Raw genomic sequence first — 24,620 nt, 5'->3', positions numbered from 1 at the left:
TTTAGAAACAATGCTTTCCGTCCAGGCGATTTCTTAACCCCCGCGTAACCAAGGTTACCGACCCTTGTGGGCGACCTTGGGGACGAATTTCGGATAACTCGATTTGCCCTTGAGACGACCCGCTGGCGATAAGATGACGCATACCCCACTTCCGCTGGTTCCGGACTGGGTTCCGATCCCCGCGCAAAGGTATCTCGACCATACGGTCGCGGGCCGGCCGATCCGGGCGCTGGCGCGCTCTGCGGGGTGTCATGCCTCGACCGTCCTGCGTCAGATCCGCCGGATCGAAACGCGTCGGGACGATCCGCTGGTCGATGCGGCGCTGACCACCTTGGCCCGGGTCTATTCCGGGTCGGTAGAGACCCTCGCCGGGCAATCCCCAGCAAAGGAGACATCCGCGATGCGCCGGACACAGGATCCAGAAACACCGTCCGAGGGTGAGAGTTTTGACACAGACGCGTTGACCGTGCTGCGCCGGCTGTGCGAACCGGGATCGGTGCTTGCCGTCGCCGAGCAGATGGAAAAGGCGGTGGTCGTGCGCGGCGATGTCCAAGGTGAGGGAACGCGCACCGCCGTCGTCGATGTGGCCGTGGCGCAAGCGATGGCGTTGAACGACTGGATCGCCTGCGCCACACCGGGCCGGATCTGCCGGTATCGGATCACCGGGGTCGGGCGCAGTGCGTTGCAACGGATGCTGGCCGCGCAGGAAAACCGGGCGCGGACCCGGTCCGAAAGCGGGATGGCCGAGGCGCAGGCGCCCTACGCCGCGTCCGAGCGGGGCGGGCCGGCAAGCAACGAGGCCAACGCGCCAGGCGGACGCGGGTGCCATGCCGAAAGCCCCCTCTTTTTGCTGGCGCGGCGCAAGGACAGGGATGGGCAGCCGTTTCTCGACCCCGGGCTGGTGCGCGCCGGCGAGCGGTTGCGCGAGGATTTCGAACTCGCCCAGGTTGGCCCGCGGGTCACCCAGAACTGGGACAGGTTCCTCACCGGCCCTCGCCCCGGAGGCAAGGCCGAATCCTCGCCGATACGCGGACCCGGGGCCGCGCGCGAACGGGTGATCCGCGCGCTGGACGAACTGGGCCCCGGGCTCAGCGATGTCGCGCTGCGGTGCTGTTGCTACATGGAGGGTCTGGAGCAGGCCGAGAAACGGCTGGGATGGTCGGCCCGCTCGGGAAAGATCGTCCTGCGCATCGCATTGCAGCGACTCGAGGCCTTTTACGACGGTTCTGCCGGCACCGATGCCCTGATCGGCTGAGGCGGGTCAGCGCGGCGGTTTCACATCGTCCTTGCCAAAGGCAATCCCGCGATCGGCCAGCCAGCCCGCGAACTGGGCGATCGTCGCCTCGAGCGAGCAGATGCTGGTCTGGCACACCGGGTCGCGACCGTATTCCTCACGCCGTTCCAGCTGCCGCTGGGGACAGAGGGAATTTCAGTCGATCATGTCCGATGCCCTTCGGGCGGAGAACGGGATAGCGCAATGATGGATGCGACCGGGGTGAAACAACGGGGCCCTGACCTGCGCGCAGGTGTCGCGCCATAATGGGAATTTTCGACAAACCGCTGGTGTGATAATGTTCGTCTATGAAATTCACCCTTCGGCAACTCACCTATTTCAAGGCGCTGACCGAACAACGCAATTTCGGCCGCGCCGCCGAGGTCTGCAACGTGTCGCAGCCCGCACTCTCGGTCCAGATTCGCGCGCTGGAAGAGGTGATGGGTGGCGTGCTGGTCGAGCGGCGCGCGCGCGATGTGGTGCTGACCGGGATGGGTCGGCAGGTTCTGGCCCATGTTGATGAGGTTCTTTCGGCCGCCGGTCGGCTGGATCGGCTGTCCCGCGATCACGGCGGCGGGCGGTCCCTGTCGCTGGGGGTGATCCCCACGCTGGCCCCCTATCTGCTGCCGGGGGTGCTCGAGACCCTGCGGGCCGGCGATCTGTCGCTGACCGTGCAGGTGCGCGAGGCGCGGACCGAACGCCTGCTCTCCGCGCTCGGGGCGGGGGAGCTGGACGCGGTGATTCTGGCCCTGCCCACAGGGATGCGCGGCCTGGTCGAGCTGCCGCTGTTCGAGGATCGATTTCTTCTGGCCGGATCGCGCGCGCGTCTCGCCCGGATGGACGCGACCGGCCAGGCGCCACGCCCCACCGATCTGAAGCCCTCGCAACTGCTTTTGCTCGAGGACGGTCACTGTCTCACCGATCAGGCGCTGGAGGTCTGCGGCATGGACCGCAACAGCGGCAGCATCAACATGGGCGCCTCGTCGCTGGCGACCCTGTCGCAACTGGTGGCGGCGGGATTCGGGTTGACGCTGATGCCGGAACTGGCGGCAGCGGCGGAGCAGGCGGCGGCGCCGGAACTGGCGCTGCGGCGGTTCCCTTCGCCCGAACCGGCGCGCCGCATCGGCCTTGTGCGCCGCGACAGCACGCCGGCGGAAGATTGGTTCGACACCCTGGGAGAGATGATCCGCGGCGTGGGCGAGGGGCTGGTCGCCGCCTACCGAAAGCAGAACGGGCCCGCACAGGGCGGACCCGAAGATGTCGAAACCGGTAATGGGGATCAGGCGGCGGCCTTGGCGGCCTCGGTCAGGTAATCCCTGACCGTTTCCGGCGAGGACACGCCATAGGGGTCCTCGGGGTGGTTGTCGGCCAGGCCGGGCTCTTCGAACCAGGCCTCGATCACGCCATCCTTGACCACGGCGGCATAGCGCCAGGAGCGCAACCCGAACCCGAGGTTGTCCTTGCGCACCAGCATGCCCATGCGGCGGGTGAACTCGCCCGAGCCATCGGGAATGACCTTGACGTTCTCCAGCGCCTGCGCCTCGGCCCACTTGTTCATGACGAAACTGTCGTTGACCGACATGCAATAGATCTCGTCGATGCCCAGATCCCGGAACTCGTCATAACCCTTTTCAAAGCCGGGAAGCTGATAGGTCGAGCATGTCGGGGTAAAGGCACCGGGCAGCGAGAACAGGATCACGCGCTTGCCGGCGAAATAGTCCTTGGTGGTCTTGTCTTCCCAGCGAAAGGGGTTCGGGCCGCCGACGGAGTCGTCACGGATACGGGTGTGGAAGGTCACGTCGGGCAGTTTCATTCCGGCTTTCATCTCGGGCTCCTGTGCAGGGTGTTTCGGGCCCGGATTAAAACGATTCCAGATTGCCATCAACCGGGGAATTGCTGCAAGTGCAGCGTTCATGGGTCCGCGGCCAGGAACCGCACGATTTGTGAACTCTCGCGACCAGACCCGGCGCGGCGTCATGGCGGCTATGCGTCGCTGGTGGTTTCCCTGCGTCATCTATATGCTAGGGGACGCAAACCAGACATGACCGAGGCCCCCTCCATGCGTGATCTCAAGATCCCCGAGCAGCGTCACCCGGAAAAGGCGCATCGCCCCGATAATGCCCAACCCAAGAAACCGGCCTGGATCCGGGTCAAGGCACCGGGCGGCAAAGGCTATGCGGACACCCACAAGATCATGCGCGACAACGGGCTGGTGACGGTCTGCGAAGAGGCCGGCTGCCCCAATGTGGGCGAATGCTGGAACCAGGGCCACGCCACCATGATGATCATGGGCGAGATCTGCACGCGCGGCTGCACCTTCTGCAACATCGCCACCGGGCGGCCCGACACGCTGGACGCGTTTGAGCCGGGCCGCGTCGCTCACGCGGTGGAAAAGCTGGGGCTGAACCACGTGGTGATCACCAGCGTCGACCGCGACGACCTTGAGGACGGCGGCGCGGATCATTTCGCCCAGACCATCCGTGCCGTGCGGCACCGCAGCCCGGCAACCACGATCGAGATCCTGACGCCCGATTTCCTGAAATGCGCCCCCGAGGTGCTGGAGGTGGTGGTCGAGGCGAAGCCGGACGTGTTCAATCACAATCTGGAAACCGTGCCTGGCCTCTACCCGGGGGTGCGCCCCGGCGCGCGCTATTTCCACTCGCTGCGTCTGCTGCAACGGGTGAAAGAGCTTGATCCCTCGATCTTCACCAAGTCGGGCATCATGGTCGGGCTGGGCGAGGATGCGCCGCAGGTGCGCCAGGTGATGGACGACATGCGCGCGGCGGATGTCGATTTCCTGACCATCGGGCAATACCTGCAGCCGACGCCGAAACACTATGCCGTCGACCGGTTCGTCACGCCGGAGGAATTCGCCGCCTACGAAAAGGCAGCCTTCGGCAAGGGGTTCCTGATGGTTTCGGCAACGCCGCTCACCCGGTCGTCCTACCACGCCGGCGACGATTTCGCCCGGCTGAGGGCGGCGCGTGAGGCCAAGCTGGCGCAGGGCTGAGGCCCGTCAGCGCCGCCTTGCCTGCGCTCCTGTCCCGCTTTCGCACGACCTGTCATCCCCGTGAAAGCGGGGATCTCCAGCCCAAAAGCGCGATGAACAATTCCGCGCCCTTTCAGGGCCATGACTGGGGCTTCTAAGGCAGCGCCTTCACATAGGCTGCCACCGCCGCGCGATCTTGGGCCGTCAACTGGCCGAAGTTCTCCACCACCGCCACCATGTGACCGCCGGCGCTGTCGTAATCGGGGGTGAACCCGGTTTCCAGGTAATAGGCGATCTCGCCCGCGTCCCAGGTCAACCTGTCCGGGGTTAGTGCCGGGATCTTGCCCTTGCCCGAGGGGTTCGGCGCGCCCTGCAGCCAGCGCGCGGTATCGAGCCCGCCCAGAGGTCCGCGCGGCGTGTGGCATTCACCGCAATGGGCCAGCGCCTCGACCAGGTAGCGGCCGCGCTCAAGTGTCGGATCAAGGTCGCCTTGCATCACCCAGCCATCGTTGAGATAGAGCAGCTTCCACAAACCCACACCGCGCCGGACCGAGAACGGAAAGCCCACCTCGTGCGGCTGGCTTTCCGCATCGCTGGCCGGCAGCGTCTGCCAGAACGCCCAGAGGTCGACGACATCCTGATCGCGCATTCTGGCATAGGCGGTATAAGGAAACGCCGGGTAGTAATGCCGCCCCTCCGGCGACACGCCGCGCCGCAGGGCGCTGGCGAATTGCGCGCCGGTCCAGCTGCCGATCCCCTGCACCGGGTCGGGCGAGATGTTGGGCGCGACGAAAGTGCCGAAATCCGAGGCGAACCGCTGCCCGCCGGAGAGCCGCCGCTTGTCCGTCGTCTCCGGTGCGGCGTGGCAGGAGGCGCAGCCACCGGCGAGGAACACCGCCTCGCCGCGTACCGCATCGCCCTCCAGAGCCGCCAGCGCATCGCCGGGCAGGGGGCGGGCCCGCGTCATCCACCACCCCGCCGCGGCGCCCAGCACCGCGACGAGGATCAGCCAGCGTAGGGCGCGCATCGTCTATTCGGGCGCGCGGTGCTTGTCGTGGCAGGCCTTGCAGGCGCCGCCGAGCTTGCCCATCGCCGGGCCAAGCGCCTCTTGCCCGGTGGCCGCGACCTGCTGCATGCCGGCCGCAGCCTCGCCGAGCGCGCCCCACTTGGCAAGGAAATCGGCGTTCTCGTCCCAGATCGAGGGCATCGCGCGGGTGCCGTCGATGCTCATGTTGTCGGACCCTTCCGGCCAGAGCGGGCCGGGGTCGATATGGGTAACCGCGACCATCGAATCGGCGGCGCGCTGCGCAGCCTCGGCGTCATAGGCGATCTTGCCCTGCGCCATGCCGCCCAGAATGCCGATGTTCAGCGCCAGAATGCGGAACTGACCCTGCCGAGCCTTGAGATTTGCCGAATAATCCTGCGCGACGGCAACGGTGCCGATCACGGCCGCAACGGCGGCGAGGGTGAAAACAGTCTTCTTCATAATGATCCTCATCACTGGGTTGATGGCTTTGCCCGCCCCATCCTGCACGGATTCTGCCACGAAGAGACGGAAAAAACATCACATCCGCGTGAAGCCCTCCTCGCTCAGTGCAGCGGACGCATCCTCGGGCCGCCGGGCTGAAGGTTCAACGCGTCGGGCCAGCCGATCCAGCGTTCGATGGCATAGAGCGCAAGGCAGATTGCCACAACGGCCAGCACGAGTTTCACCCGGCCCCAGGACGGCGGGTGCTGCACCCACCGCCGCATCCGAAGAAGCCAGAAGAAATTCACGGCGTGAACCGCACCTTGCCGATGAACGGCAGGTTGCGGTTGCGCTGTGCGAAATCGATGCCATAGCCGACCACGAATTCGTCCGGGATCTCGAATCCGATCCAGTCGGCCTGCACGGGCGCCTCGCGCCGCGACGGCTTGTCGAGCAGCGCGATGGTCCTCAGCCGCGCGGGCTTGCGGCTTTTCAGCAGCTTGATGACATGGCTCAGGGTAAACCCGGTATCGACGATATCCTCAACCACCAGCACATCCATCCCCTCGATGGCCGAGCGCAGATCCTTCAGGATGCGCACCTCGCGGCTGCTCTCGGTCGAATCGCCGTAAGAGGAGGCCTCGATGAAATCCACCTCGATGGGCAGGTCCAGCTCGCGTACGAGGTCGGCAATGAACACGAAGGACCCGCGCAGCAGCCCCACCACGACAAGTTTGTCCGTGCCGTGGAATTCCGCGGTGATGTCGCGGCTCAACTCCTCGATCCGGGCGGCGATGGTCTTGGCCGAGATCAACTCGTCGATGACATATGGACGCTTTGGCATGGCTTCCCCTTGAACTTCGCGGCCAAGCATACGAAACGGGGCGCCACTGTCACCCAGGAAACACCGCGTCAGGATGCCCACCCACTCCGAAACCCGCCAATTGCCCTATTCGGCCCGTGAAATGTACGATCTGGTCGCCGATGTGGCCCGCTACCCGGAGTTCCTGCCCTGGACCGCTGCGGCGCGTATCCGCTCGCGCAGGCCCATCGCCAACGGCGCAGAACTGATGGAGGCGGATCTTGTGATCTCCTTCAAGGTGTTCCGGGAACGCTTCGGCAGCCGGGTCACGCTCTGGCCGGAGGAGGGGCGGATCGACACCGAGTATCTTGATGGCCCGTTCCGCTACATGCGGTCGCAATGGCAGTTTGCCGACAGCGGCGAGGGGTGCGAGGTGAGGTTCTTCGTCGACTTCGAGTTCAAGAACGCGGTTTTGCAGAAACTCATCGGCGTGGTGTTCAACGAGGCGATGCAGCGCATCGTGCGCGCCTTCGAGGCGCGGGCCAAGGCGCTGTACGGCTGATCCGGCGCAGACACGAAAACGGGCCCGAGGGCCCGTTTGCTTGCCCGCCGGTCGCGTCAGGCCCTAGGACGTCATCTCATAGGCCCGCTCACCATGCGCGCTCAGGTCAAGGCCGTTGGTCTCGGTCTCGGCATCCACCCGCAGCGGCGTCACCAGCGCCACCAGCTTGACCAGCGCAACGGTCACCAGGGCGGTGAACACGCCGACCACGACCAGCCCGCCCAGTTGCGCCGCCCAACTGCCGGCGCCGAATGCGGCGATCATCACCGTGCCGAAAATGCCGCCGACGCCGTGGACGGCGAAGACGTCCAGCGTGTCGTCGATGCGCAGCCTCTCGCGGATCAGGACGACCATCTCCTGGCACAGCACGCCCGCGACCGCGCCGATGATCAGCGCCTCGACCGGACCGACAAATCCGCTGGCCGGCGTGATCGAGGCCAGCCCGGCGATGGTGCCGGTGACGGTGCCGACCAGCGAGGCCTTGCCGAACTTGATCCGCTCCCACAGCGCCCAGGAGAGCGAGGCGGTGGCGGCCGAGATATGCGTCACGGTCAGCGCCATCGCGGCGCCGCCGTCGGCCGCCAGTTGCGAGCCGCCGTTGAACCCGAACCATCCGACCCAGAGCATCGCGGCCCCGATCATCACGAAACCGGGGTTGTGCGGCGGGGTAGTGCGGTTGCGGCGCGGCCCGAGAAAGACGGCGACGATCAGCGCTGCCAGGCCGGCGGTCTCATGCACCACGATGCCGCCGGCGAAATCCCTGACCCCCACGGCGCCGAAGATGCCGCCATCGGACAGCATCCCGCCGCCCCAGATCCAGTGCACCACCGGCGCATAGCACAGCAGCATCCACAGGCCCGAAAACAGCAACACGAATCCGAACCCGATCCGCTCTACATAGGCGCCGACGATCAGCGCCGGGGTGATGATGGCAAAGGTCATCTGGAAGGCAAAGAACAGCACCTCGGGCAGGGTGCCAGTGAGGCTCTCGGCGGTGATGCCGGCGAGAAAGGCTTTCCCCAGCCCGCCCCAGACTCCGGACAGGCCGTCGCCAAAGGCGATGGAATAGCCCGCGATCAGCCACAGAACGCTCATCAAACAGGCGATCGCATAGCAATGCATGAAGACGCTCAGCACGTTTCGCGCCCGCACCAGCCCGCCGTAGAACAGCGCAAGCCCCGGTAGTGTCATGAACAGGACCAGCGCGGTTGCCACGATGATCCATGCGGTATCGGCGCCGTTCATTGGCTATTCTCCCCCTCGTGCCTAAGCGTTGGGGTGCGACCAAGCGGATCGGGGGCGGGGAAAAAAGAGGCAAACGGGGAATATGCCGCCTGAATCGTACGCTTTTTCAATACCGCCTGAATTCAGGGCGCCTTTTTGCGCATGATGATCAAAAAACGTGCGCGTTAAGAAAGTGCGCCGGTCAGCATCGCCAGCGCGTGATCCCGCGCGGCCCGGCGCACCTTGGCCCGGCCCCGCGCGCCGAATTCGATGGTTTCGACATGGGTCTCGTGCCCGATCATCGCCAGCCCGAAACAGACCCGCCCCTCGGGCTTGTGCTCCGACCCGCCCGGGCCGGCGATGCCGGTGATCGAGACGGCCAGATCGGCGGCGGAATGCGCCAGCGCACCCTCGGCCATCTCGCGCGCCACCTGTTCGGAGACCGCGCCATGGGCGGTAAGCGTTTCTTCCCGCACCCCCAGCATGTCGCGCTTTGCCCCGTTGGAATAGGTCACGAACCCCCGGTCCACCACGTCGGAGGAGCCGGCCACATCGGTCAGCGCGGCGGCGACCATGCCGCCGGTACAGCTTTCGGCGGTGGCGATCCTCACCCCGGCCGCGCGGGCGGCCTCGAGCAGCGCGGCAACCGTCATCGCAGCATCACCCCGTGATAGAGCCCGGCGAGGATAACCGTGCAGACCCCGGCAAAGACACCGGCCCAGAGATCGTCCAGCATGACGCCTGCGGCATCGTGGCGCCGGTCGGCGCGCCCCACCAGCCAGGGTTTCCAGATGTCGAACAGCCGGAACAGCAAAAAGGCCGCGACCGCGCCGGGCCAGACCATCGCCGCATCGCGCATCCAGAACCCCAGCGCGGGAAAGATCAGCGCGAGCCACTGGCCCGCCACCTCGTCGATCACGATCTCCGAGGGGTCCTCGCCCGGGCGGTCGCGCAACTCGGCGCCGACGGTGTAGAACCCGAGCGCGGTCACCGCGACGAAAGCTGCGACAAGCGGGACGAAGCCCAGCCAATGCTCGATGCCCCAGCCCAGCAGAACCGCGACGAGCGAGCCCCAGGTGCCCGGCGCCGGGCGCATCAGCCCGACGAATCCGAAAGTGTTGATCGCACGCAGCATGTCTTACCCTCCGATCAGCGCGGCGGTGGCCAGCGCCGCGATGCCTTCGCCCCGACCGGTAAAGCCCAGCCGCTCCGACGTGGTGGCCTTGACAGACACCCGGTCGGCAGCAATGTCGAGAATCTGCGAGAGCACTTGGGCCATCTCCTCCGCATGGGGGCCGATCTTGGGATTTTCGCAGATCAGTGTGCAGTCGATGTTCGATATCTGAAAGCCCATTTGCCGCGCCAATTCTCCCGCGTGGCGCAGGAAAATGGCGCTGTCTGCGCCCTTCCACTGGGGATCCGAGGGCGGGAAATGCCGCCCGATGTCGCCCTGCGCCAGGGCGCCGTATATCGCGTCGGTAATCGCGTGCATTCCCACATCGGCATCCGAATGGCCCTGAAGCCCCCGGTCGTGCGGCACCCGCACACCGCAGAGCATGACGTGATCGCCCGGCCCGAACCGGTGCACATCGTACCCGTTGCCCAGTCTTACATCCATGTCCTGCCTCAATATGCGTTCGGCCCGGGCGAAGTCCCCGGGACGTGTGATTTTCAGGTTGTCGGCCTCACCCGGCACGATGGCAACCCTCAGACCGGCGGCGCGGGCGACCTCCACGTCATCTGCGGCGCCCCCCGGGTGCGCCGCATGGGCGGCGCGGATCGCATCGAGGTGAAACCCCTGCGGCGTCTGCGCCGCGAACAGGCCGCTGCGATCCCGGGTGCCGGTCACCGCGCCCTCTGCCCCGGTCCAGAGCGCATCGGTCACCGCGAGCCCCGGCGCGGCGGCGGGGGCATCATCCAGTGCGGCGATCACGGCGGCGATCAGCTCTTGCGAGACGCAGGGGCGGGCGATGTCATGGATCAGCACGCGGGTCGCGCCGCTGCCCTCCAGCGCCGCCAGCCCGTTTCGCACCGATGCCGCCCGGTCGGCGCCCCCGGTGGCGAGGGTCAGACGCGGAACGGCGGAAAACTCCGCCCAGGCCGCCGCGTCGTCGGGTGAGAGGACCAGAACGACGGGGCCGATCCCGGGCGCGTCGCGGAAGGCCGACAGCGACCAGTCCGCGACCCGCCGACCGGCGAGGGGCCGCCACTGCTTGGGCGTGCCGCCGCCGGCCCGTTGACCGCGCCCGGCCGCAACCAGTATGGCAGCTGTGCTCATGAGCTCGCTCCGACTTCCGGCGCCCGGTTGGGCGCGCGGTTCTGTTTATGCGGTGATGCGGGGTGAGGCAATTCCCCGAAGGAAAGTGCCCAATAATTGGGCAAGTGGTGGTTTGTTGGGCTTTGGGCCCGCCGGTTTGATTGTTAACCCGGCGGGCATTCCATAAATTGACGGCAACTGCACAAGGATTAGGCGTTTGACCATTCACCCTAAGATACAGGCTCTTTCGCCCCCGGTGGCCCTGGCCCCGATGGCCGGAATCACCGACCGGCCGTTTCGCGACCTGGTCCGGCGGTTCGGTGCCGGGCTGGTGGTGAGCGAGATGGTCGCCAGCCAGGAGATGGTTCAGGCCAAGCCCGGCGTGCGCGAACGGGCCGAGCTGGGCATGGATGTGGATAATACCGCCGTGCAACTGGCCGGGCGCGAGGCGCACTGGATGGCCGAGGCCGCGCGCCAGGTCGCCGACCGGGGCGCGGCGCAGATCGACATCAACATGGGATGTCCGGCCAGGAAGGTGACCAGCGCCAGCGGGGCAGGGGCCAGCGGCTCGGCGCTGATGAAGGATCTCGACCACGCGCTTGGCCTTATCGAGGCGGTGGTGGGTGCTGTCGAGGTGCCGGTGACGCTGAAGACCCGGCTCGGCTGGGACGACGAGATGCGCAACGCGCCCGAGCTGGCGCGGCGGGCCGAGGCGGCGGGGGTGGCGATGATCACCATCCACGGCCGCACCCGCTGCCAGTTCTACAAGGGGCGGGCCGACTGGGCCGCGATTTCCGAGGTGAAACAGGCGGTTGAGATCCCCGTTCTGGCCAATGGTGACATTTGCGGCCCCGGCGATGCACGCCGCGCGCTGGCGCTGTCCGGCGCCGACGGGGTGATGGTGGGGCGCGGCACTCAGGGCCGGCCCTGGCTGCTGGCCGAGATTGCTCATGCGCTCTGGGGCGCACCGGCGCCCGAGGTTCCGCGCGGGGATGCGCTGGCAGACATGGTCGCGGGGCACTACCAGGCGATGCTGGGATTCTACGGCGGCGATCTGGGCCTGCGCGTGGCGCGCAAACATCTGGGTTGGTACATGGACCGGGTCGGAACCGGGCCTGCGTTGCGCCGCGCGGTGCTGACCGCGCGCGATCCGGGCGCGGTGCTGCATCTGCTGCCCGAGGCCCTGGCTGAAACATCCGCGAACGCGCAGGTGGCGGCATGACCCGGGACCAGACGATCTGGGCCTCGCTGCCGGTGCCCGCCATCCTGATCGACGAGGGCGACCGTATCCTCGACGTCAACGCCGCCGCCGAGGGGTTTTTCAACGCCTCGAGCAAATCGGTGATCGGCACGCCGGTCTGGGACCAGATCGCCATCGACGCGCCGATCGAAGAGGCATTTTCCCGCGCGAGGGAGAAGGGCACGCCGCTGTTCGTCAACGATATCGACGTCGGCACCGGCAACCGCGCGCCATTGCAATGTGCGCTGCAGATCGCACCGCTCTCCGGGTTTCCGGGTCAGATGATCATGATGATCTCGCCGCGCGAACTGGCCGGGCGCATGACCCAGAGCCATTCGGTGAAATCGGCGGCGCAATCGGCCATCGGCATGGCCGAGATGCTGGCGCATGAGATCAAGAATCCGTTGGCGGGAATCACCGGGGCGGCGCAATTGCTGAGCATGAACCTTTCCCAGGAGGATCTGGAACTGACCGATCTGATCGTGGCCGAGAGCCGCCGGATCGTGAAGCTGCTGGAGCAGGTCGAGCAATTCGGCAACCTCAGCCCGCCGGACATGAAGCCGGTGAACGTGCATGACGTGCTGGACCGCGCGCGGCGCTCGGCGTTGCTGGGATTCGGCGCGCATATGAAGATCATCGAGGATTACGATCCCTCGCTGCCGCTGGCCTGGGGTGATCCGGATCAGTTGCTTCAGGTGGTGCTGAACCTGCTCAAGAACGCCTCCGAGGCGGCCGATACAAGGGGCGGGACGATCCGGCTGCACACCTATTTCGAACATTCCTTCCGGCTGCGGCGCAGCGATGGCTCCGGCCGGTCGCTGCCGCTGCAGATCGAGATCATCGACGACGGTCCGGGCCTGCCCGAGGACATCCGGGGCGATATCTTCGACCCCTTCGTGTCCGGGCGCGAGAATGGCACCGGGCTCGGGCTGGCGCTGGTCAGCAAGATCGTCTCGGACCACGGCGGATGGATCTCGGTCACCTCGGTGCCCGGACGCACGGTATTTCGCCTGTCGCTGGCCCGGGTGCCGCGCGAGCAAGAAAACAAGGAGAACGGTTGATGGATGGCACGGTTCTGGTCGCGGATGACGACCGCACGATCCGCACGGTCCTGACCCAGGCGCTGACGCGTGCCGGGTGCAAGGTGCATGCGACCAGCTCGCTGACCACGCTGATGCGCTGGGTCGGCGAGGGCAAGGGCGACGTGGTGATTTCCGACGTGGTCATGCCCGACGGCAACGGGCTCGAGATGCTGCCAAAGATCGCCCAGGACCGGCCCGGCCTGCCGGTGATCGTGATCTCGGCGCAGAATACCATCATGACGGCGATCCAGGCCGCCGAGGCCGAGGCCTATGACTACCTTCCGAAACCCTTCGATCTGCCCGACCTGATGAAGCGGACCGCCCGCGCGCTGGAACAAAAGCGCCGCGCCTCGACCGGCCCCGAGCGGCCCGACGAGGCCGAGCGCCCCGACGATCTGCCGCTGGTCGGGCGCACGCCGGCGATGCAGGCGCTGTATCGGCTGGTGGCGCGGGTGATGAACACCGATCTTCCGGTATTGATCACCGGCGAGAGCGGCACCGGAAAATCACTGATCGCGCGGGCGATCCACGATTTCTCGGATCGGCGCACGCTGCCCTTCGTGACGGTCTCGGGCGCCGACCTGCAGGAACTGGAGGGGCCGGCGCGGGTTCTGGCGCGGGTCAAGGGCGGCACCCTCCTGATCGACGAGATCGGCGATCTCGACGAAGAGGTTCAGGCGCGCATCGTGCGCATGATGGATGCGCCGGGCGATCACGTTCCGCGCTTCATGGCCACCAGCCAGGGCAATGCCACCAAGGAAATGGAAGAGGGGAGGCTGCGCCAGGATCTCTATTACCGGCTGAGCGGCACCAACATCCACGTGCCGGCGCTGCGCGAACGGGTCGATGACATCCCTCTGCTGGCCGATCACTTCCTTGCACGGTTTGAGCGCGAAGGCGCGCCGAAACGGAATCTCGGCGAAGAGGCCGAGGCACTGGTGCGCGCCTATTCCTGGCCCGGCAACGTGCGCCAGCTTGAAAACGCCCTGCGCCGGCTGGTTCTGACCGGGCGCGCCGAAGAGATCAGCCGCTCGGAGGTCGAGGCGGTGCTGGGCCGCCAGCCCGAGATGGAGCCGGTGCTCGACAACGGCGGGTCGGAAAAGCTCTCCGCCTCGGTCGCCCGCCACCTGCAACGCTATTTCGACCTGCATGGCGACATGCTGCCGCCGCCCGGTCTTTACGCGCGAATCCTGCGCGAGGTGGAGCTGCCGCTGATCGAGATCGCGCTGGAAGCGACCGGAGGAAACCAGGCAAAATGCGCTGAATTGCTGGGAATAAACCGAAATACCCTGCGCAAGAAGATCACCGACCTCGATATAGAGGTGACACGCCGCCGCAAGTTGATGTAAAAAGGCCACAGAACCGTGGCGGTCCGGTGTCAGTCCTGATTTGGGACCGGAATAGACCACGACATTTGGCGGTCTGCCGCGTAAGCGGCACACATTGATGAGGACGGCAGGTGACGAGCCGGTCACAATACGGGCTGTTTCCCGCAGTAAACAGGTGGCGGCGCACACGGCGCGCCCGCAACATCGGCACGCTCGGGCTGGTGATGCTGGGACCGCTGCTCGCCGTGGCTACCTTCATGGTGCTGGGGCCGTTCGATCTCGGCGCGTCTGCGCCGGGGCTGCGGGTCATCCTGTTGGCCGATCTCGTCTATGTTCTGGTGGTTGCCGCCCTGGTTCTGGGTCAGCTTGGCCGCCTGATCGCGGCGCGGCGGGCGAAATCGGTAGGATCCCGCCTGCACCTGCGGCTGATCGGGGTTTTCACCTTTCTGGCGATGGTGCCGACGGTGATCGTCGCGGTCTTTGCCGGGCTGACAGTGAACATCGGACTCGAAGGCTGGTTTTCCGACCGGGTGCGCGAGGTTGTGGGCAATTCTCTGGCCGCCGCCGAGGCCTATGAGACCGAGCATCGCGACGGCTTGTCCGAGGACGCCCGCGCATTGGCGCGGTTCCTCGACAGCAGTCGCAAGATGGTCTTCTTTCTCAACGATGCCGAGTTGCGGCAGATGCTGGCGCAGGGCCAAAGCCAGATCCAGCGCGGGCTGCGCGAGGCCTATGTCATCGACGGCACCGGGGAAATCCGGGCCCGCGGCGAGCGTTCCTACCTGTTCGATTTCGACCAGCCCACCGAAGAGCAGATTGCCGAGGCGGATGACACCGGGCTGGTGATCATCCAGGACTGGGACAACAACGAGTTTCGGGCGCTGGTGCGGCTCAATGCCTTTGTCGACCGGTTCCTCTATGTCAGTCGGGATGTCGATGGCGGGATCCTGAACCTTCTCGACGACACCAAGGAAACCGTCGTCCTTTACCAGCAACTCGAGAGCGAGCGGGGCCGGGTGCTGTTCGAATTCGGACTGCTCTATGTCGGTTTCGCGGTGATCCTGATTCTGGCGGCGGTCTGGCTGGGCCTGTGGTTCGCCGAACGGCTGTCGCGCCCGGTGGGGCGGCTGACGACCGCGGCGCAACAGGTGGGGACCGGCGATCTTGACGTTCAGGTGCTCGAGGAGGAGGGCGACGACGAGATCGCCATGCTGGGCCGTTATTTCAACCAGATGACCCGCCAGTTGAACGGGCAGCGCCAGGCGCTGCTGGACAACACCCGCCAGATCGAGGCACGGCGCCGGCTGTTCGACTCGGTGCTCAGTTCGGTGACCTCGGGCGTCGTCGGGTTCGATCCGGAGGGGCGGGTAACCTTTGTCAACCGCTCCGCCGAACGGCTGTTGGGCTGGACCGGCAGCGAAACCGCACTGGCGCTGGAGGTGGCTGTACCGGAGTTCGGGCCGCTGTTCGACAGCGTGAAGGTCTCGGCCACAGGCGTTGCCCAGGGCGAGGTCAAGGTGACGCGGCAGGGCCGGCTGGAGCATCTGCTGGTGCGCATGGCGACCCGGACCGCGGAGGACGGTGGGCTGGAGGGCTATGTCGTCGCCTTCGACGACGTGACCGACCTTGTCAGCGCCCAGCGTCTCGCGGCCTGGGGCGACGTTGCGCGGCGCATCGCGCATGAGATCAAGAACCCGCTGACGCCGATCCAACTCAGCGCCGAGCGGATCAAGCGCAAGTTCGCTCCGCGCCTGGGCGAAGAGGACAGCGACCAGCTGGAATCGATGACCGACGTGATCGTGCGCCAGACCAACGACCTGCGCCGCATCGTCGATGAGTTCTCCAAGTTCGCGCGGATGCCGGAGCCGGATCGCCACAGCGAGGACCTTGTGCGCATTGTCTCGGACGCGGTGCTGTTGCAGCAGACCGGGCAGCCCGGCGTCGCGCTGAAGGCCGATCTGCCCGAGGCGCCGGTGATGTCAGAGGTGGACGCGACCATGCTGTCGCAGGCCCTGACCAACCTGATCAAGAACGCCGGCGAGGCGATCGAGAGCCTGAAAAAACGCGGGGCGCCGGAGGGGTTCGCGCCGGAGATCCGGGTGCGCATGACGCCGACGCAGGGGGGCTGCGAGATCACCATCGCCGACAACGGGATCGGGCTGCCGGAGGATCGGGCGCGGCTGTTCGAACCTTACGTGACCACCCGCGACGAGGGCACCGGTCTGGGCCTGCCCATCGTCAAGAAGATCATCGAGGAACATGGCGGCACCCTGAGCTTGCAGGATGCGCCGGTCTTCGACGGGCAGGGCCATTTCGGAGCCATGGCCGTGATCCGCCTTCCGGCGGCGGTGGCCGCCGATGGAACCGCCCCGACGCGCCCGCCAAAGAGGAAAAAGACATTTATAGCAGGTATGACATGAGTGATATTCTGATCGTTGACGACGAACGCGACATCCGCGAACTGATTTCGGACATCCTGGAGGACGAGGGGTTCGCCACCCGGCGGGCCGGAAATTCCGACGAATGCATGGCGGCGATCAACGCCGAGGAGCCGGCGCTTCTGATCCTCGACATCTGGCTCAAGGACAGCCGGATGGACGGCATCGACATCCTCAAGACCGTCAAGCGCGACAACCCGGACATTCCGGTGGTGATCATTTCCGGGCATGGCAATATCGAGATCGCGGTCGCGGCGATCAAGCAGGGCGCCTATGACTTCATCGAGAAGCCGTTCAACATCGACCAGTTGATGGTGGTGATCCGCCGGGCGATGGAAACCTCGCGCCTGCGGCGTGAGAACAGCACCCTGAAGCGGCGCGAGGTGACCAGCGCCGAGATGATCGGTCAAAGCGCGTCTTTCCGGGCGCTGCAGGGCCAGCTCGACAAGGTGACCAAGTCGAACGGGCGGGTGATGCTGAGCGGGCCGGCCGGATCCGGCAAGGAGATCGCCGCGCGCTACATCCATGCCAACTCGAACCGGGCGAATGCCCCCTTCGTCAGCATCAACTGCGCCTCGATCGCACCGGAGCGGATGGAAGAGGTGTTGTTCGGCCGCGAGACCAGCGAACGCGGGGTCGAACCCGGCCTGCTGGAAGAGGCCCACGGCGGCGTGATCTTCTTCGACGAAGTGGCCGACATGCCTTCGGGAACACAATCCAAGATCCTGCGGGTACTGGTCGACCAGCAGTTCCAGCGGGTTGGCGGCACCGACAAGGTGCGCGTCGATCTGCGGGTCATCTCCAGCACCAACCGGGATCTGGAACAGGAGATCGACGAGGGCCGCTTCCGGCAGGAGCTGTTCCACCGGCTCAACGTGGTGCCGATCGCCGTGCCTTCGCTGGAGGAACGCCGCGAGGATATTCCGGTTCTGGCGACCCATTTCATCGAGAGCTGCCACACCGGCCAGGGGCTGCCCTACCGCGAGCTGAGCGAGGAAGCGATCGCGCTGATGCAGACCATGGTCTGGCCCGGCAACGTGCGCCAGCTCAAGAACCTGATCGAACGGGTGCTGATCCTGGGCGAGGGGACCGGGCCGATCGAGGCGCGGGAATTGCCCGGCGACGAGGACAAGAGCGCTGACGATGGCCGTGTCGTGCTGTCCGGCGCGCTGGCGACGCTGCCGCTGCGCGAGGCGCGAGAAGCCTTCGAGCGCGAATACCTGCTGACCCAGATCAACCGCTTCGGCGGCAATATCAGCCGCACCGCCAGTTTCGTCGGCATGGAGCGCAGCGCGCTGCACCGCAAGCTGAAGTCGCTGGGCGTGGTCACATCGCAGAAATCCGGCGCAAGGGTGGCCCGGCTCGACGAGGCGGCGGAATAGGGGGCGGACGGCCCTTTCAGCGCGTGACGATCTGCCAGCTGCCGTCGTCGTTGCGGATCACGCAGGCCATCTCGGTCAGCTGCGGAAGCACCGTGGTCACCCCCGGCGGCACCGCCCGCCGCACCTCGGCCGGGCAGAGCGGCAGCGTGACGGGATCATAGCCCTTCTCGCCCATGCAGAGCTGCGTCGCGCGCGCGCAGCCCCTCATTCGCATCGACCGTATAGATCGGCCCTTCGATCCAATGCCCGGGCCGCACCCAGCATTCGCCCTGCCCGTTGCAGATGCGCCGCGCCGGCACAAAGCTGGGCGGCGACTGCCGGATCTGGGTCGCTACCGGCGCCTGGCGCAGCGCGCGCACCTCGCAGCGGGTGGTATCGGCCTGCATCCGCGTCACCGAAACCCCGGGCCGGTAATAGAGCGACAGCGGCGCGCAACCGGCCAGAAACAGAGCGGCAAGGAGCTGGGCGGCGAGCGGTTTCATGGCTTCAGAATGCCGCAGAGCGGAGGGCGGTACAATTGAATTGACCGTTCCGGGGGCATCTGTCATTCAAAACCCCTGTCGGCAGGGAAGCATAGGCGATGAAGGTCATCATTTGCGGTGCGGGGCAGGTGGGTTGGCAGATCGCCCGCCACCTTTCGGGGGAGCACAACGACGTGACGGTCGTGGACAACAACCCCGACCTGGTCCGCCGGGCCACCGATACGCTGGATGTTCAGGGCATCGCCGGGTTCGCCAGCTATCCCGACGTGCTGGAGCGCGCCGGGGCGCGGGATGCCGACATGCTGATCGCAGCCACCTATTCCGACGAGGTCAACATGGTCACCTGCCAGGTGGCGCATTCGGTCTTTGCGATCCAGCGCAAGATCGCGCGGCTCAGGGCGCAATCCTATCTGACCGCGATCTATTCCGATCTTTACCGACGCGATCACATGCCCATCGACGTGGTGATCAGCCCCGAGCGCGAGGTCGCGGCAGCCGCGATGCAGCGCCTGTCGGCACCCGCGGCCTTCGACACCGAAACCTTCATGGACGGGCGCGCTCAACTGCTTGGCGTCACGGTGGACGAGACCTGCCCGATCGTGAACACGCCGTTGCGGCAGCTGACCGATCTGTTCTCGACCCTGCGCGCGATCGTCGTGGCGGTGCGGCGCGAGGGCACCCTGTTCGCGCCGGAGCCGGACGACCAGCTTTTCAGCGGCGACAACTGTTACGTTTTCGTCCATGCCGATGACGTGAACCGGACGCTCGAGGTGTTCGGCAAGATCCAGAAAAGCCAGGAGCGCGTTGTCATCGTCGGCGGCGGCAACGTGGGGCTGGAGGTCGCGCGCGCGCTGGAACAACGCAAGACGCGTACAAGGGTAAAGGTGATCGAACGCAACCGCGCCCAGGCCGAACGCGCCGCCGAGGCGCTGGAGCGCACCATTGTCCTGAATGGCGACGGTTTGGACGCGGGTCTGTTGAAAGAGGCCGGGATCGAACGCGCCGATGCGATGCTGGCGATCACCGACGACGACAAGACCAACATGCTCTCGGCGGTGCGCGCCAAGGCCGAAGGCTGCCCGCTGGCCATTGCTCTGATCAACGATCCCACGCTGGTGCCGTTGATGGGCCCTCTGGGCATCGACGCCTATATCAACCCGCGCGCCACCACGGTGAGTTCGATCCTGCGCCACATTCGTCACGGCCGGGTGCGCCAGGTCTATTCCATCGGCGATGCCGAGGCCGAGATGATCGAGGCCGAGGTTCTGTCGACCTCTCCCATGGCCGGACAGAAGCTGCGTGACATCGACTTTCCCGAGGGCGTGCTGATCGGTGCGGTGGGCAAGGGCGACAAGATCCTGCGCCCTTCCGGCGGGCTGCGGATCGAGGAGGGCGACGTGGTGGCGATCTTTGCCATGGCCAAGGATGTGCCAGAGGTCGAGCGTCTGCTGCAGGTCTCGATCGATTTCTTCTGATCATGGCACGGCACACCCAACCCGGCCTCGCGATGCGGCTGCCGCTGTTTTTGATGATCTGGGGCATCGCCTCGCTGTCGATGTGGCTGCCGGCGATCCATGCCGAGATCCGCAAGAATCACCAGGTCTCTCAGACGTTCTTCTTTGCCGGGCTGCTCGGTCTCGTGGGGGTGACGATGATCGCGCTGGCGCTCGGTCGCCGAAGATCGCGCCACGGTAGCCTGGGTCAGCTTCTCGTGCTGCTGGCCACCTTCGCGCTTCTGCCGGTGTTCCTCGCGCTGCCGTTCTACGAGGCGTTGCAGACCACCACCTTCCTCAATGCCTATTTCGATATGGTCAGCGCGATCACCACCACCGGCGCCAACCTGTTCGACGATCCCTCGCGGCTTGACGGCGCGCTGCACCTGTGGCGGGCGCAGGTCGGCTGGATGGGCGGGCTGGTGATGTGGATTGCGGCCTCGGCGATCCTCGCACCGCTGTCGCTGGGGGGATTCGAGGTCACGGCCCGGGGCCAGCCGGGCCGCGCGGTGGCTTCGTCCAACGCGCTGGACGGGGCGGACCCGCGCCGCAGGCTGGTCCGGATCACCGTCACCCTGACGCCGGTCTATGCCGGGCTGACCGGGGTGGTCTGGGTCATGCTGCTGATCGCCGGAGAATCCTCGCTGACCGCACTCTGTCACGCGATGTCGGTGATGGCGACCTCCGGGATATCGCCCGTCGGCGGCATGGCCGGCGCCCATGGCGGCATCTGGGGCGAGGCGATCCTGTTCCTGTTCATGTTCTTTGCCCTGTCGCGGCTCACCTTCTCCTCGGACACCGCCACGGTCAGGCGGGCCAACCTCGCCACCGACCCGGAGTTCCGGACCGGACTTCTGGTGATTCTGGGCATCCCCGCGCTGCTCTTCCTGCGGCATTGGCTGGCGGCGCTGGACGTCAGCAGCCAGAGCGACCCGCTGCTGGCGGTCGAGGCCCTGTGGGGGGCCGTGTTCACGGTGATGTCCTTTCTCACCACGACCGGGTTCGAAAGCGTTTACTGGGACGAGGCCGGTCAATGGTCCGGGCTGACCACGCCGGGGTTGATCCTGCTGGGGCTGTCGGTGATCGGCGGGGGCGTTGCAACCACCGCCGGGGGGGTCAAGCTGCTCCGGGTCTATGCCCTTTACCTCAACGGCCTGCGCGAGATGGAGCGGCTGGTCCATCCCAGTTCGGTCAGCAGTGAGGGCCGTTACAACCGGCGAATCCAGAAAAACGGCGCCTTTATCGCCTGGGTCTTCTTCATGATGTTCGCCCTGTCGCTGACTCTGATCTGCATCGTTCTTTCCGCGCTGGGGCTGAGTTTCGACCAGGCCATCGTTCTGAGCATTGCCGCGCTGTCAACAACCGGGCCACTGATCGACGTGGCCGCCGACACGCCGATCCGGCTGGCCGAGCTTGGCGGTTGGGCCAAGGGGGTGCTCTGCGCAACGATGGTGCTGGGACGGCTGGAAACCCTGGCGATCATTGCGCTGATCACACCGGATTTATGGCGGAATTAGACGATTCGCGGAAAACCCGTGCGGAGAGATTGCTTTTTCGGCTGGAAACTCCCTCAACCTCACTCCATACTCGACCCCCGAGGGGCGCGTTGGTCCGCATCGCGTTGCAAGAACAAGGGCGAGAATTTAAAAAAATGGCTTCGGACAGACAGAACCTGCAGGACGCGTTCCTGAACCACGTCAGAAAAACCAAGGTTCCGGTCACGATTTTTCTGATCAACGGCGTCAAATTGCAGGGCGTCATCACCTGGTTTGACAATTTTTGCGTGTTGCTGCGCCGTGATGGCCAATCGCAACTGGTCTACAAGCATGCGATTTCGACCATCATGCCGGCCCAGCCGATCAGCCTTTATGAGGGCGAAGACGCTTCTTGATGGACCATGACAAGGAAGACACCCGCGCCTGGGTGCTTCATCCGGACATCAAATCCGATTCTGATCGCCGCGATCCCGCGCCGGCGCTGAAAGAGGCCGTCGCGCTTGCGGATGCCTTGCCGGGGCTCGATGTGGCGGGAGCCGATATCGTGCGCCTGCCGCGGGCGCAGCCCGGCCACCTGTTCGGCTCCGGCAAGATCGAGGAACTGCGCGCCAGGTTCGAGGCCGCCGAAATCGAACTTGTCCTGATCGACGGGCCGGTGACCCCGGTGCAGCAGCGCAACCTGGAAAAGGCCTGGGGCGTCAAGATCCTCGACCGGACCGGGCTGATCCTGGAGATCTTCAGCGACCGCGCCCGCACCCGTGAGGGCGTGCTGCAGGTCGAGATGGCGGCGCTCTCTTACCAGCGCACCCGGCTGGTGCGGGCCTGGACCCACCTGGAACGCCAGCGCGGCGGGCTCGGCTTCGTCGGCGGCCCCGGCGAGACCCAGATCGAGGCGGACCGCCGCGCCATCGATGATCAGCTGGTGCGGCTGCGCCGGCAGCTCGACAAGGTGGTGAAGACGCGCGAACTGCACCGCAAGGCGCGCGCCAAGGTGCCCTATCCGATCGTGGCGCTGGTCGGTTATACCAACGCCGGCAAATCGACCCTGTTCAACCGGCTGACCGGGGCCGAGGTGATGGCCAAGGACATGCTGTTCGCCACCCTCGATCCCACCATGCGGCGGGTGCAACTGCCCGACGGGCCGGAGGTGATCCTGTCGGACACGGTGGGCTTCATCTCGGACCTGCCGACCGAACTGGTCGCCGCCTTCCGCGCCACGCTGGAAGAGGTTCTGGCCGCCGACCTGATCGTGCATGTGCGCGACATCAGCCACGCCGGCACCGAGGAACAGGCGCGGGACATTGAGGCGATCCTGACCTCGCTCGGCGTCACCGATGCAAGGCCGCGGCTGGAGGTCTGGAACAAGATCGACCAGCTCGCCCCGGCGGAATTCGAGGCGGTACAGGCCCGCGCGGCGCGCAGCGACACGACCTTTGCCCTCTCGGCCCAGACCGGCCAGGGGATGGCGCCGCTGCTGGCCGCGATCGCGGGAATCCTGCAGGGCGTTCGCCATGAAACCCAGCTGCACCTGGCCTTCTCCGACGGGCGCAAACGCGCCTGGCTCTTTGCGCAGGATGTGGTGCAGGAGGAGGAGCAGACCGAGGACGGCTTCGACCTCACGGTCTACTGGACCGCCCGGCAGGAGGCGCAATACGGCGCGCTTTAACCTTTCTCGAGGTCTGTTTTCCTTGCGACCCGGCTGAGTGTCACCGCCGCGGCCAGCGGTCCGATCAACTCGAAAACGATGGTCGTGCCCACCGCCATCGCCATGATTCTGGCGCCGTAGCCGGGAAACACCTCTGCCGCGATCAGCGCCATGCCGATGGCGACGCCCGCCTGCGGCAAGAGCGCGGGGCCGTACCATCTGCGGTCCTTTGCCGGTTCCCCGGCAAGCGATGCGCCGATCCATCCGCCCAGCAAACGCGCGACGATCCGGAACACCGCATAGACCAGCCCGGCGGGGCCGATCAGCCACAGCGCATCCGCGTCCAGCGAGGCCCCGGCAAGGATGAAGAACATGATCATGAACGGCCATTGCAGGTGTTCGATCTCGTGAAAGGCGCGGGTGTGGTGGCGCGCCAGGTTGACGATCACCGCGCCCGCCGTCATCCCCGCGATGAGATAGGACAGCTCGAGCCAGATCGCGAGGCCCGCGGTGACAAAGACCAGCCCCAGCGCCTCGATCCGCAGCGGCTCGCCCTTCGACAGCCGCCCGGTCAGCAGGGCGGCCGGCGCCCCGACCGCAAGCCCCAGAAGGACGGACCCGGCAACTTCGCGCAGCGACATCTGAAGCACTTCGAAGGACAGCCCGCCCCCGTCCAGCGCGCGGGCCAGCACGATGATAAGGCTGAACACGATCAGGCCCCAGGCATCGTCGATGGCGACGATCCCCTTGAGCGTATGGGTGAAACGGTTCTGCACCCCGGTTTGCGCGATCACGTCATAGGTGGCGGCCGGGTCGGTGGCCGTGGCCAGCGCGCCCAGCACCAGCGCCGCCGCCAGTGGCACCCCGACCAGCCAGAGACCCGCCGCCACCAGCGGCAGGGTCACCAGCACGATGGCGAGCGAGATCAGGACGATTGCCCGCCCGTGCGCGCGCAGGGTTTTCAGCGACAGTTCCCCGCCCAGCAGAAAGGCCACCATGCTGAGCGCGATAATCGAGATCACCGGGTACATCCCGGTCAGGATCGTGGGCATCTGGTCGAACCCGGCCGGACCCACCAGCAGTCCGCATCCGAGCAGAAGCGTGACCCGCGGCAGCCGTGTCCGATGCCCCAGGGCATCGGCGGCCAGCCCGGCCAGGAACAGGAAACCGAGCGAGATCAGCGCAGCCGGCAATCCCTCGGGCGCGCTCAGCGTCATTGCGGGATCAGCCGCGTGACCCCGACCGAGGCGGCGCGGGCCAGCTCGGTATCCAGCGACATCGGAATGTATTCGCCCCGCCGCCACAACTGGGCCAGGTCGTCGTAGTGGCGCGACAGGAAATGGCCCGACTGGCCGGTCGAGATGATGAACACCGAACTGTCGGGATCGGCCAGATCATAGACCCCACGAAAGCCCGCGCCATGCACGTTCAGAAAGGGTGCGGGATCTTCGCCCGAGGT

26 protein-coding genes are annotated in these 24,620 nt (G+C 66.2%); 13 read left to right on the top strand and 13 right to left on the bottom strand.

All coding sequences use genetic code 11. From position 1 onward, the window contains the following. Positions 1 to 133 precede the first annotated feature (133 nt). Positions 134 to 1,255, top strand: a complete 1,122-nt coding sequence (locus P1U75_RS17425; protein ID WP_300245479.1) for a DUF6456 domain-containing protein — start codon at positions 134 to 136, stop codon at positions 1,253 to 1,255. A gap of 326 nt (positions 1,256 to 1,581) precedes the next feature. Next, a complete protein-coding gene (locus P1U75_RS17420) occupies positions 1,582 to 2,586 on the top strand; it encodes a hydrogen peroxide-inducible genes activator (RefSeq protein ID WP_300245476.1) in 1,005 nt (334 codons plus the stop codon). On the opposite strand, the gene P1U75_RS17415 is transcribed toward P1U75_RS17420, so the two are convergent. Continuing rightward, positions 2,553 to 3,098, bottom strand: a complete 546-nt coding sequence (locus tag P1U75_RS17415) for a peroxiredoxin (RefSeq protein ID WP_300245474.1) — start codon at positions 3,096 to 3,098, stop codon at positions 2,553 to 2,555. The two genes, P1U75_RS17420 and P1U75_RS17415, sit on opposite strands and share 34 nt — an antisense overlap. A 234-nt stretch (positions 3,099 to 3,332) precedes the next feature. Between P1U75_RS17415 and lipA the strand changes: the two genes are divergently transcribed. After that, the gene (gene lipA / locus P1U75_RS17410) at positions 3,333 to 4,283 is read left to right on the top strand and encodes a lipoyl synthase (protein WP_300245629.1); all 951 of its coding nucleotides are present in this window, start codon (positions 3,333 to 3,335) and stop codon (positions 4,281 to 4,283) included. Positions 4,284 to 4,416: 133 nt separating this feature from the next. On the opposite strand, the gene P1U75_RS17405 is transcribed toward lipA, so the two are convergent. The 4 genes from P1U75_RS17405 to hpt form a co-directional block, all read right to left on the bottom strand. After that, the gene (locus P1U75_RS17405) at positions 4,417 to 5,289 is read right to left on the bottom strand and encodes a cytochrome c (RefSeq protein ID WP_300245472.1); all 873 of its coding nucleotides are present in this window, start codon (positions 5,287 to 5,289) and stop codon (positions 4,417 to 4,419) included. Positions 5,290 to 5,292: 3 nt separating this feature from the next. Then, complete coding sequence (locus P1U75_RS17400; protein WP_300245470.1) at positions 5,293 to 5,748, bottom strand: cytochrome c; 456 nt, start codon at positions 5,746 to 5,748, stop codon at positions 5,293 to 5,295. A 104-nt stretch (positions 5,749 to 5,852) separates the two neighbouring features. Next, positions 5,853 to 6,038: a hypothetical protein gene (locus P1U75_RS17395; protein WP_300245469.1), complete on the bottom strand. Its 186-nt coding sequence runs from the start codon at positions 6,036 to 6,038 to the stop codon at positions 5,853 to 5,855. After that, a complete protein-coding gene (gene hpt, locus P1U75_RS17390) occupies positions 6,035 to 6,574 on the bottom strand; it encodes a hypoxanthine phosphoribosyltransferase (protein WP_300245467.1) in 540 nt (179 codons plus the stop codon). The genes P1U75_RS17395 and hpt overlap by 4 nt, the downstream gene beginning before the upstream one ends. A gap of 73 nt (positions 6,575 to 6,647) precedes the next feature. Between hpt and P1U75_RS17385 the strand changes: the two genes are divergently transcribed. Next, a complete protein-coding gene (locus tag P1U75_RS17385; protein ID WP_300245464.1) occupies positions 6,648 to 7,094 on the top strand; it encodes a type II toxin-antitoxin system RatA family toxin in 447 nt (148 codons plus the stop codon). A gap of 63 nt (positions 7,095 to 7,157) precedes the next feature. On the opposite strand, the gene P1U75_RS17380 is transcribed toward P1U75_RS17385, so the two are convergent. From P1U75_RS17380 to P1U75_RS17365, 4 genes are all read right to left on the bottom strand, one after another. Then, positions 7,158 to 8,339 carry an ammonium transporter gene (locus tag P1U75_RS17380; RefSeq protein ID WP_300245462.1) on the bottom strand — a complete coding sequence of 394 codons (1,182 nt, stop codon included), beginning with the start codon at positions 8,337 to 8,339 and terminating at the stop codon, positions 7,158 to 7,160. Between the two features lie 164 nt (positions 8,340 to 8,503). Then, positions 8,504 to 8,971: a CinA family protein gene (locus P1U75_RS17375; RefSeq protein WP_300245459.1), complete on the bottom strand. Its 468-nt coding sequence runs from the start codon at positions 8,969 to 8,971 to the stop codon at positions 8,504 to 8,506. Then, a complete protein-coding gene (locus P1U75_RS17370; RefSeq protein WP_300245457.1) occupies positions 8,968 to 9,453 on the bottom strand; it encodes a phosphatidylglycerophosphatase A in 486 nt (161 codons plus the stop codon). Before P1U75_RS17370 ends, P1U75_RS17375 begins: the two co-directional genes overlap by 4 nt. A 3-nt stretch (positions 9,454 to 9,456) precedes the next feature. After that, the gene (locus tag P1U75_RS17365; RefSeq protein WP_300245454.1) at positions 9,457 to 10,596 is read right to left on the bottom strand and encodes a bifunctional 2-C-methyl-D-erythritol 4-phosphate cytidylyltransferase/2-C-methyl-D-erythritol 2,4-cyclodiphosphate synthase; all 1,140 of its coding nucleotides are present in this window, start codon (positions 10,594 to 10,596) and stop codon (positions 9,457 to 9,459) included. A 250-nt stretch (positions 10,597 to 10,846) separates the two neighbouring features. Between P1U75_RS17365 and dusB the strand changes: the two genes are divergently transcribed. The 5 genes from dusB to P1U75_RS17340 all read left to right on the top strand — a co-directional run bounded on the left by dusB (position 10,847) and on the right by P1U75_RS17340 (position 18,045). Further along, the gene (dusB, locus tag P1U75_RS17360) at positions 10,847 to 11,797 is read left to right on the top strand and encodes a tRNA dihydrouridine synthase DusB (protein ID WP_300245626.1); all 951 of its coding nucleotides are present in this window, start codon (positions 10,847 to 10,849) and stop codon (positions 11,795 to 11,797) included. Then, positions 11,794 to 12,876: an ATP-binding protein gene (locus tag P1U75_RS17355; RefSeq protein WP_300245452.1), complete on the top strand. Its 1,083-nt coding sequence runs from the start codon at positions 11,794 to 11,796 to the stop codon at positions 12,874 to 12,876. Before dusB ends, P1U75_RS17355 begins: the two co-directional genes overlap by 4 nt. After that, positions 12,876 to 14,246, top strand: coding sequence for a sigma-54 dependent transcriptional regulator (locus tag P1U75_RS17350; RefSeq protein WP_300245449.1), 1,371 nt, complete (start codon positions 12,876 to 12,878; stop codon positions 14,244 to 14,246). The genes P1U75_RS17355 and P1U75_RS17350 overlap by 1 nt, the downstream gene beginning before the upstream one ends. Positions 14,247 to 14,356: 110 nt before the next feature. Next, positions 14,357 to 16,645 carry a PAS domain-containing sensor histidine kinase gene (locus P1U75_RS17345; protein WP_366915066.1) on the top strand — a complete coding sequence of 763 codons (2,289 nt, stop codon included), beginning with the start codon at positions 14,357 to 14,359 and terminating at the stop codon, positions 16,643 to 16,645. After that, positions 16,642 to 18,045: a sigma-54 dependent transcriptional regulator gene (locus tag P1U75_RS17340; protein WP_300245446.1), complete on the top strand. Its 1,404-nt coding sequence runs from the start codon at positions 16,642 to 16,644 to the stop codon at positions 18,043 to 18,045. Before P1U75_RS17345 ends, P1U75_RS17340 begins: the two co-directional genes overlap by 4 nt. 16 nt (positions 18,046 to 18,061) lie before the next feature. Here the strand turns inward: P1U75_RS17340 and P1U75_RS20635 are convergent, their stop codons facing one another. Together P1U75_RS20635 and P1U75_RS17335 are read right to left on the bottom strand one after the other, a co-directional pair. Further along, complete coding sequence (locus P1U75_RS20635; protein WP_366915064.1) at positions 18,062 to 18,220, bottom strand: hypothetical protein; 159 nt, start codon at positions 18,218 to 18,220, stop codon at positions 18,062 to 18,064. Beyond that, positions 18,201 to 18,527 (bottom strand): hypothetical protein, encoded by a 327-nt coding sequence (locus P1U75_RS17335; protein ID WP_366915063.1) that lies wholly within the window; start codon positions 18,525 to 18,527, stop codon positions 18,201 to 18,203. Before P1U75_RS17335 ends, P1U75_RS20635 begins: the two co-directional genes overlap by 20 nt. 98 nt (positions 18,528 to 18,625) lie before the next feature. On the opposite strand from P1U75_RS17335, the gene trkA reads away from it, so the two are divergent. From trkA to hflX, 4 genes are all read left to right on the top strand, one after another. Then, the gene (gene trkA, locus P1U75_RS17330) at positions 18,626 to 20,002 is read left to right on the top strand and encodes a Trk system potassium transporter TrkA (protein ID WP_300245444.1); all 1,377 of its coding nucleotides are present in this window, start codon (positions 18,626 to 18,628) and stop codon (positions 20,000 to 20,002) included. A 2-nt stretch (positions 20,003 to 20,004) separates the two neighbouring features. Beyond that, complete coding sequence (locus P1U75_RS17325; RefSeq protein WP_300245442.1) at positions 20,005 to 21,537, top strand: potassium transporter TrkG; 1,533 nt, start codon at positions 20,005 to 20,007, stop codon at positions 21,535 to 21,537. A gap of 134 nt (positions 21,538 to 21,671) precedes the next feature. Next, positions 21,672 to 21,911 (top strand): RNA chaperone Hfq, encoded by a 240-nt coding sequence (gene hfq, locus P1U75_RS17320; protein WP_008204623.1) that lies wholly within the window; start codon positions 21,672 to 21,674, stop codon positions 21,909 to 21,911. After that, positions 21,911 to 23,182, top strand: coding sequence for a GTPase HflX (gene hflX / locus P1U75_RS17315; protein WP_300245439.1), 1,272 nt, complete (start codon positions 21,911 to 21,913; stop codon positions 23,180 to 23,182). The genes hfq and hflX overlap by 1 nt, the downstream gene beginning before the upstream one ends. Here hflX and P1U75_RS17310 read toward each other — a convergent pair. Both P1U75_RS17310 and P1U75_RS17305 read right to left on the bottom strand, forming a co-directional pair. Further along, positions 23,179 to 24,378, bottom strand: coding sequence for a cation:proton antiporter (locus P1U75_RS17310; RefSeq protein WP_300245436.1), 1,200 nt, complete (start codon positions 24,376 to 24,378; stop codon positions 23,179 to 23,181). The two genes, hflX and P1U75_RS17310, sit on opposite strands and share 4 nt — an antisense overlap. Next, on the bottom strand, positions 24,375 to 24,620 hold a 246-nt coding region (locus tag P1U75_RS17305), incomplete at its 5' end, for a penicillin acylase family protein (RefSeq protein ID WP_300245434.1). The genes P1U75_RS17305 and P1U75_RS17310, both read right to left, overlap by 4 nt.

This window comes from Antarcticimicrobium sp. (genome assembly GCF_029212575.1).
Taxonomy (GTDB): domain Bacteria; phylum Pseudomonadota; class Alphaproteobacteria; order Rhodobacterales; family Rhodobacteraceae; genus Antarcticimicrobium.
This window is presented reverse-complemented; position numbering and strand designations above follow the sequence as displayed.

Excerpts from the sequence above, each read along its gene's own strand:
- P1U75_RS20635 (WP_366915064.1), bottom strand. The coding sequence starts at position 18,220 with ATGGGCGAGAAGGGCTATGATCCCGTCACGCTGCCGCTCTGCCCGGCC.
- P1U75_RS17335 (WP_366915063.1), bottom strand. The coding sequence starts at position 18,527 with ATGAAACCGCTCGCCGCCCAGCTCCTTGCCGCTCTGTTTCTGGCCGGT.
- P1U75_RS17375 (WP_300245459.1), bottom strand. The coding sequence starts at position 8,971 with ATGACGGTTGCCGCGCTGCTCGAGGCCGCCCGCGCGGCCGGGGTGAGG.
- P1U75_RS17425 (WP_300245479.1), top strand. The coding sequence starts at position 134 with ATGACGCATACCCCACTTCCGCTGGTTCCGGACTGGGTTCCGATCCCC.
- P1U75_RS17400 (WP_300245470.1), bottom strand. The coding sequence starts at position 5,748 with ATGAAGAAGACTGTTTTCACCCTCGCCGCCGTTGCGGCCGTGATCGGC.
- hflX (WP_300245439.1), top strand. The coding sequence starts at position 21,911 with ATGGACCATGACAAGGAAGACACCCGCGCCTGGGTGCTTCATCCGGAC.
- P1U75_RS17405 (WP_300245472.1), bottom strand. The coding sequence starts at position 5,289 with ATGCGCGCCCTACGCTGGCTGATCCTCGTCGCGGTGCTGGGCGCCGCG.
- hfq (WP_008204623.1), top strand. The coding sequence starts at position 21,672 with ATGGCTTCGGACAGACAGAACCTGCAGGACGCGTTCCTGAACCACGTC.
- P1U75_RS17420 (WP_300245476.1), top strand. The coding sequence starts at position 1,582 with ATGAAATTCACCCTTCGGCAACTCACCTATTTCAAGGCGCTGACCGAA.
- P1U75_RS17355 (WP_300245452.1), top strand. The coding sequence starts at position 11,794 with ATGACCCGGGACCAGACGATCTGGGCCTCGCTGCCGGTGCCCGCCATC.
- P1U75_RS17340 (WP_300245446.1), top strand. The coding sequence starts at position 16,642 with ATGAGTGATATTCTGATCGTTGACGACGAACGCGACATCCGCGAACTG.
- P1U75_RS17365 (WP_300245454.1), bottom strand. The coding sequence starts at position 10,596 with ATGAGCACAGCTGCCATACTGGTTGCGGCCGGGCGCGGTCAACGGGCC.
- P1U75_RS17350 (WP_300245449.1), top strand. The coding sequence starts at position 12,876 with ATGGATGGCACGGTTCTGGTCGCGGATGACGACCGCACGATCCGCACG.
- lipA (WP_300245629.1), top strand. The coding sequence starts at position 3,333 with ATGCGTGATCTCAAGATCCCCGAGCAGCGTCACCCGGAAAAGGCGCAT.
- P1U75_RS17370 (WP_300245457.1), bottom strand. The coding sequence starts at position 9,453 with ATGCTGCGTGCGATCAACACTTTCGGATTCGTCGGGCTGATGCGCCCG.
- P1U75_RS17380 (WP_300245462.1), bottom strand. The coding sequence starts at position 8,339 with ATGAACGGCGCCGATACCGCATGGATCATCGTGGCAACCGCGCTGGTC.
- trkA (WP_300245444.1), top strand. The coding sequence starts at position 18,626 with ATGAAGGTCATCATTTGCGGTGCGGGGCAGGTGGGTTGGCAGATCGCC.
- P1U75_RS17385 (WP_300245464.1), top strand. The coding sequence starts at position 6,648 with ATGCCCACCCACTCCGAAACCCGCCAATTGCCCTATTCGGCCCGTGAA.
- P1U75_RS17310 (WP_300245436.1), bottom strand. The coding sequence starts at position 24,378 with ATGACGCTGAGCGCGCCCGAGGGATTGCCGGCTGCGCTGATCTCGCTC.
- P1U75_RS17325 (WP_300245442.1), top strand. The coding sequence starts at position 20,005 with ATGGCACGGCACACCCAACCCGGCCTCGCGATGCGGCTGCCGCTGTTT.
- hpt (WP_300245467.1), bottom strand. The coding sequence starts at position 6,574 with ATGCCAAAGCGTCCATATGTCATCGACGAGTTGATCTCGGCCAAGACC.
- P1U75_RS17415 (WP_300245474.1), bottom strand. The coding sequence starts at position 3,098 with ATGAAAGCCGGAATGAAACTGCCCGACGTGACCTTCCACACCCGTATC.
- dusB (WP_300245626.1), top strand. The coding sequence starts at position 10,847 with ATGGCCGGAATCACCGACCGGCCGTTTCGCGACCTGGTCCGGCGGTTC.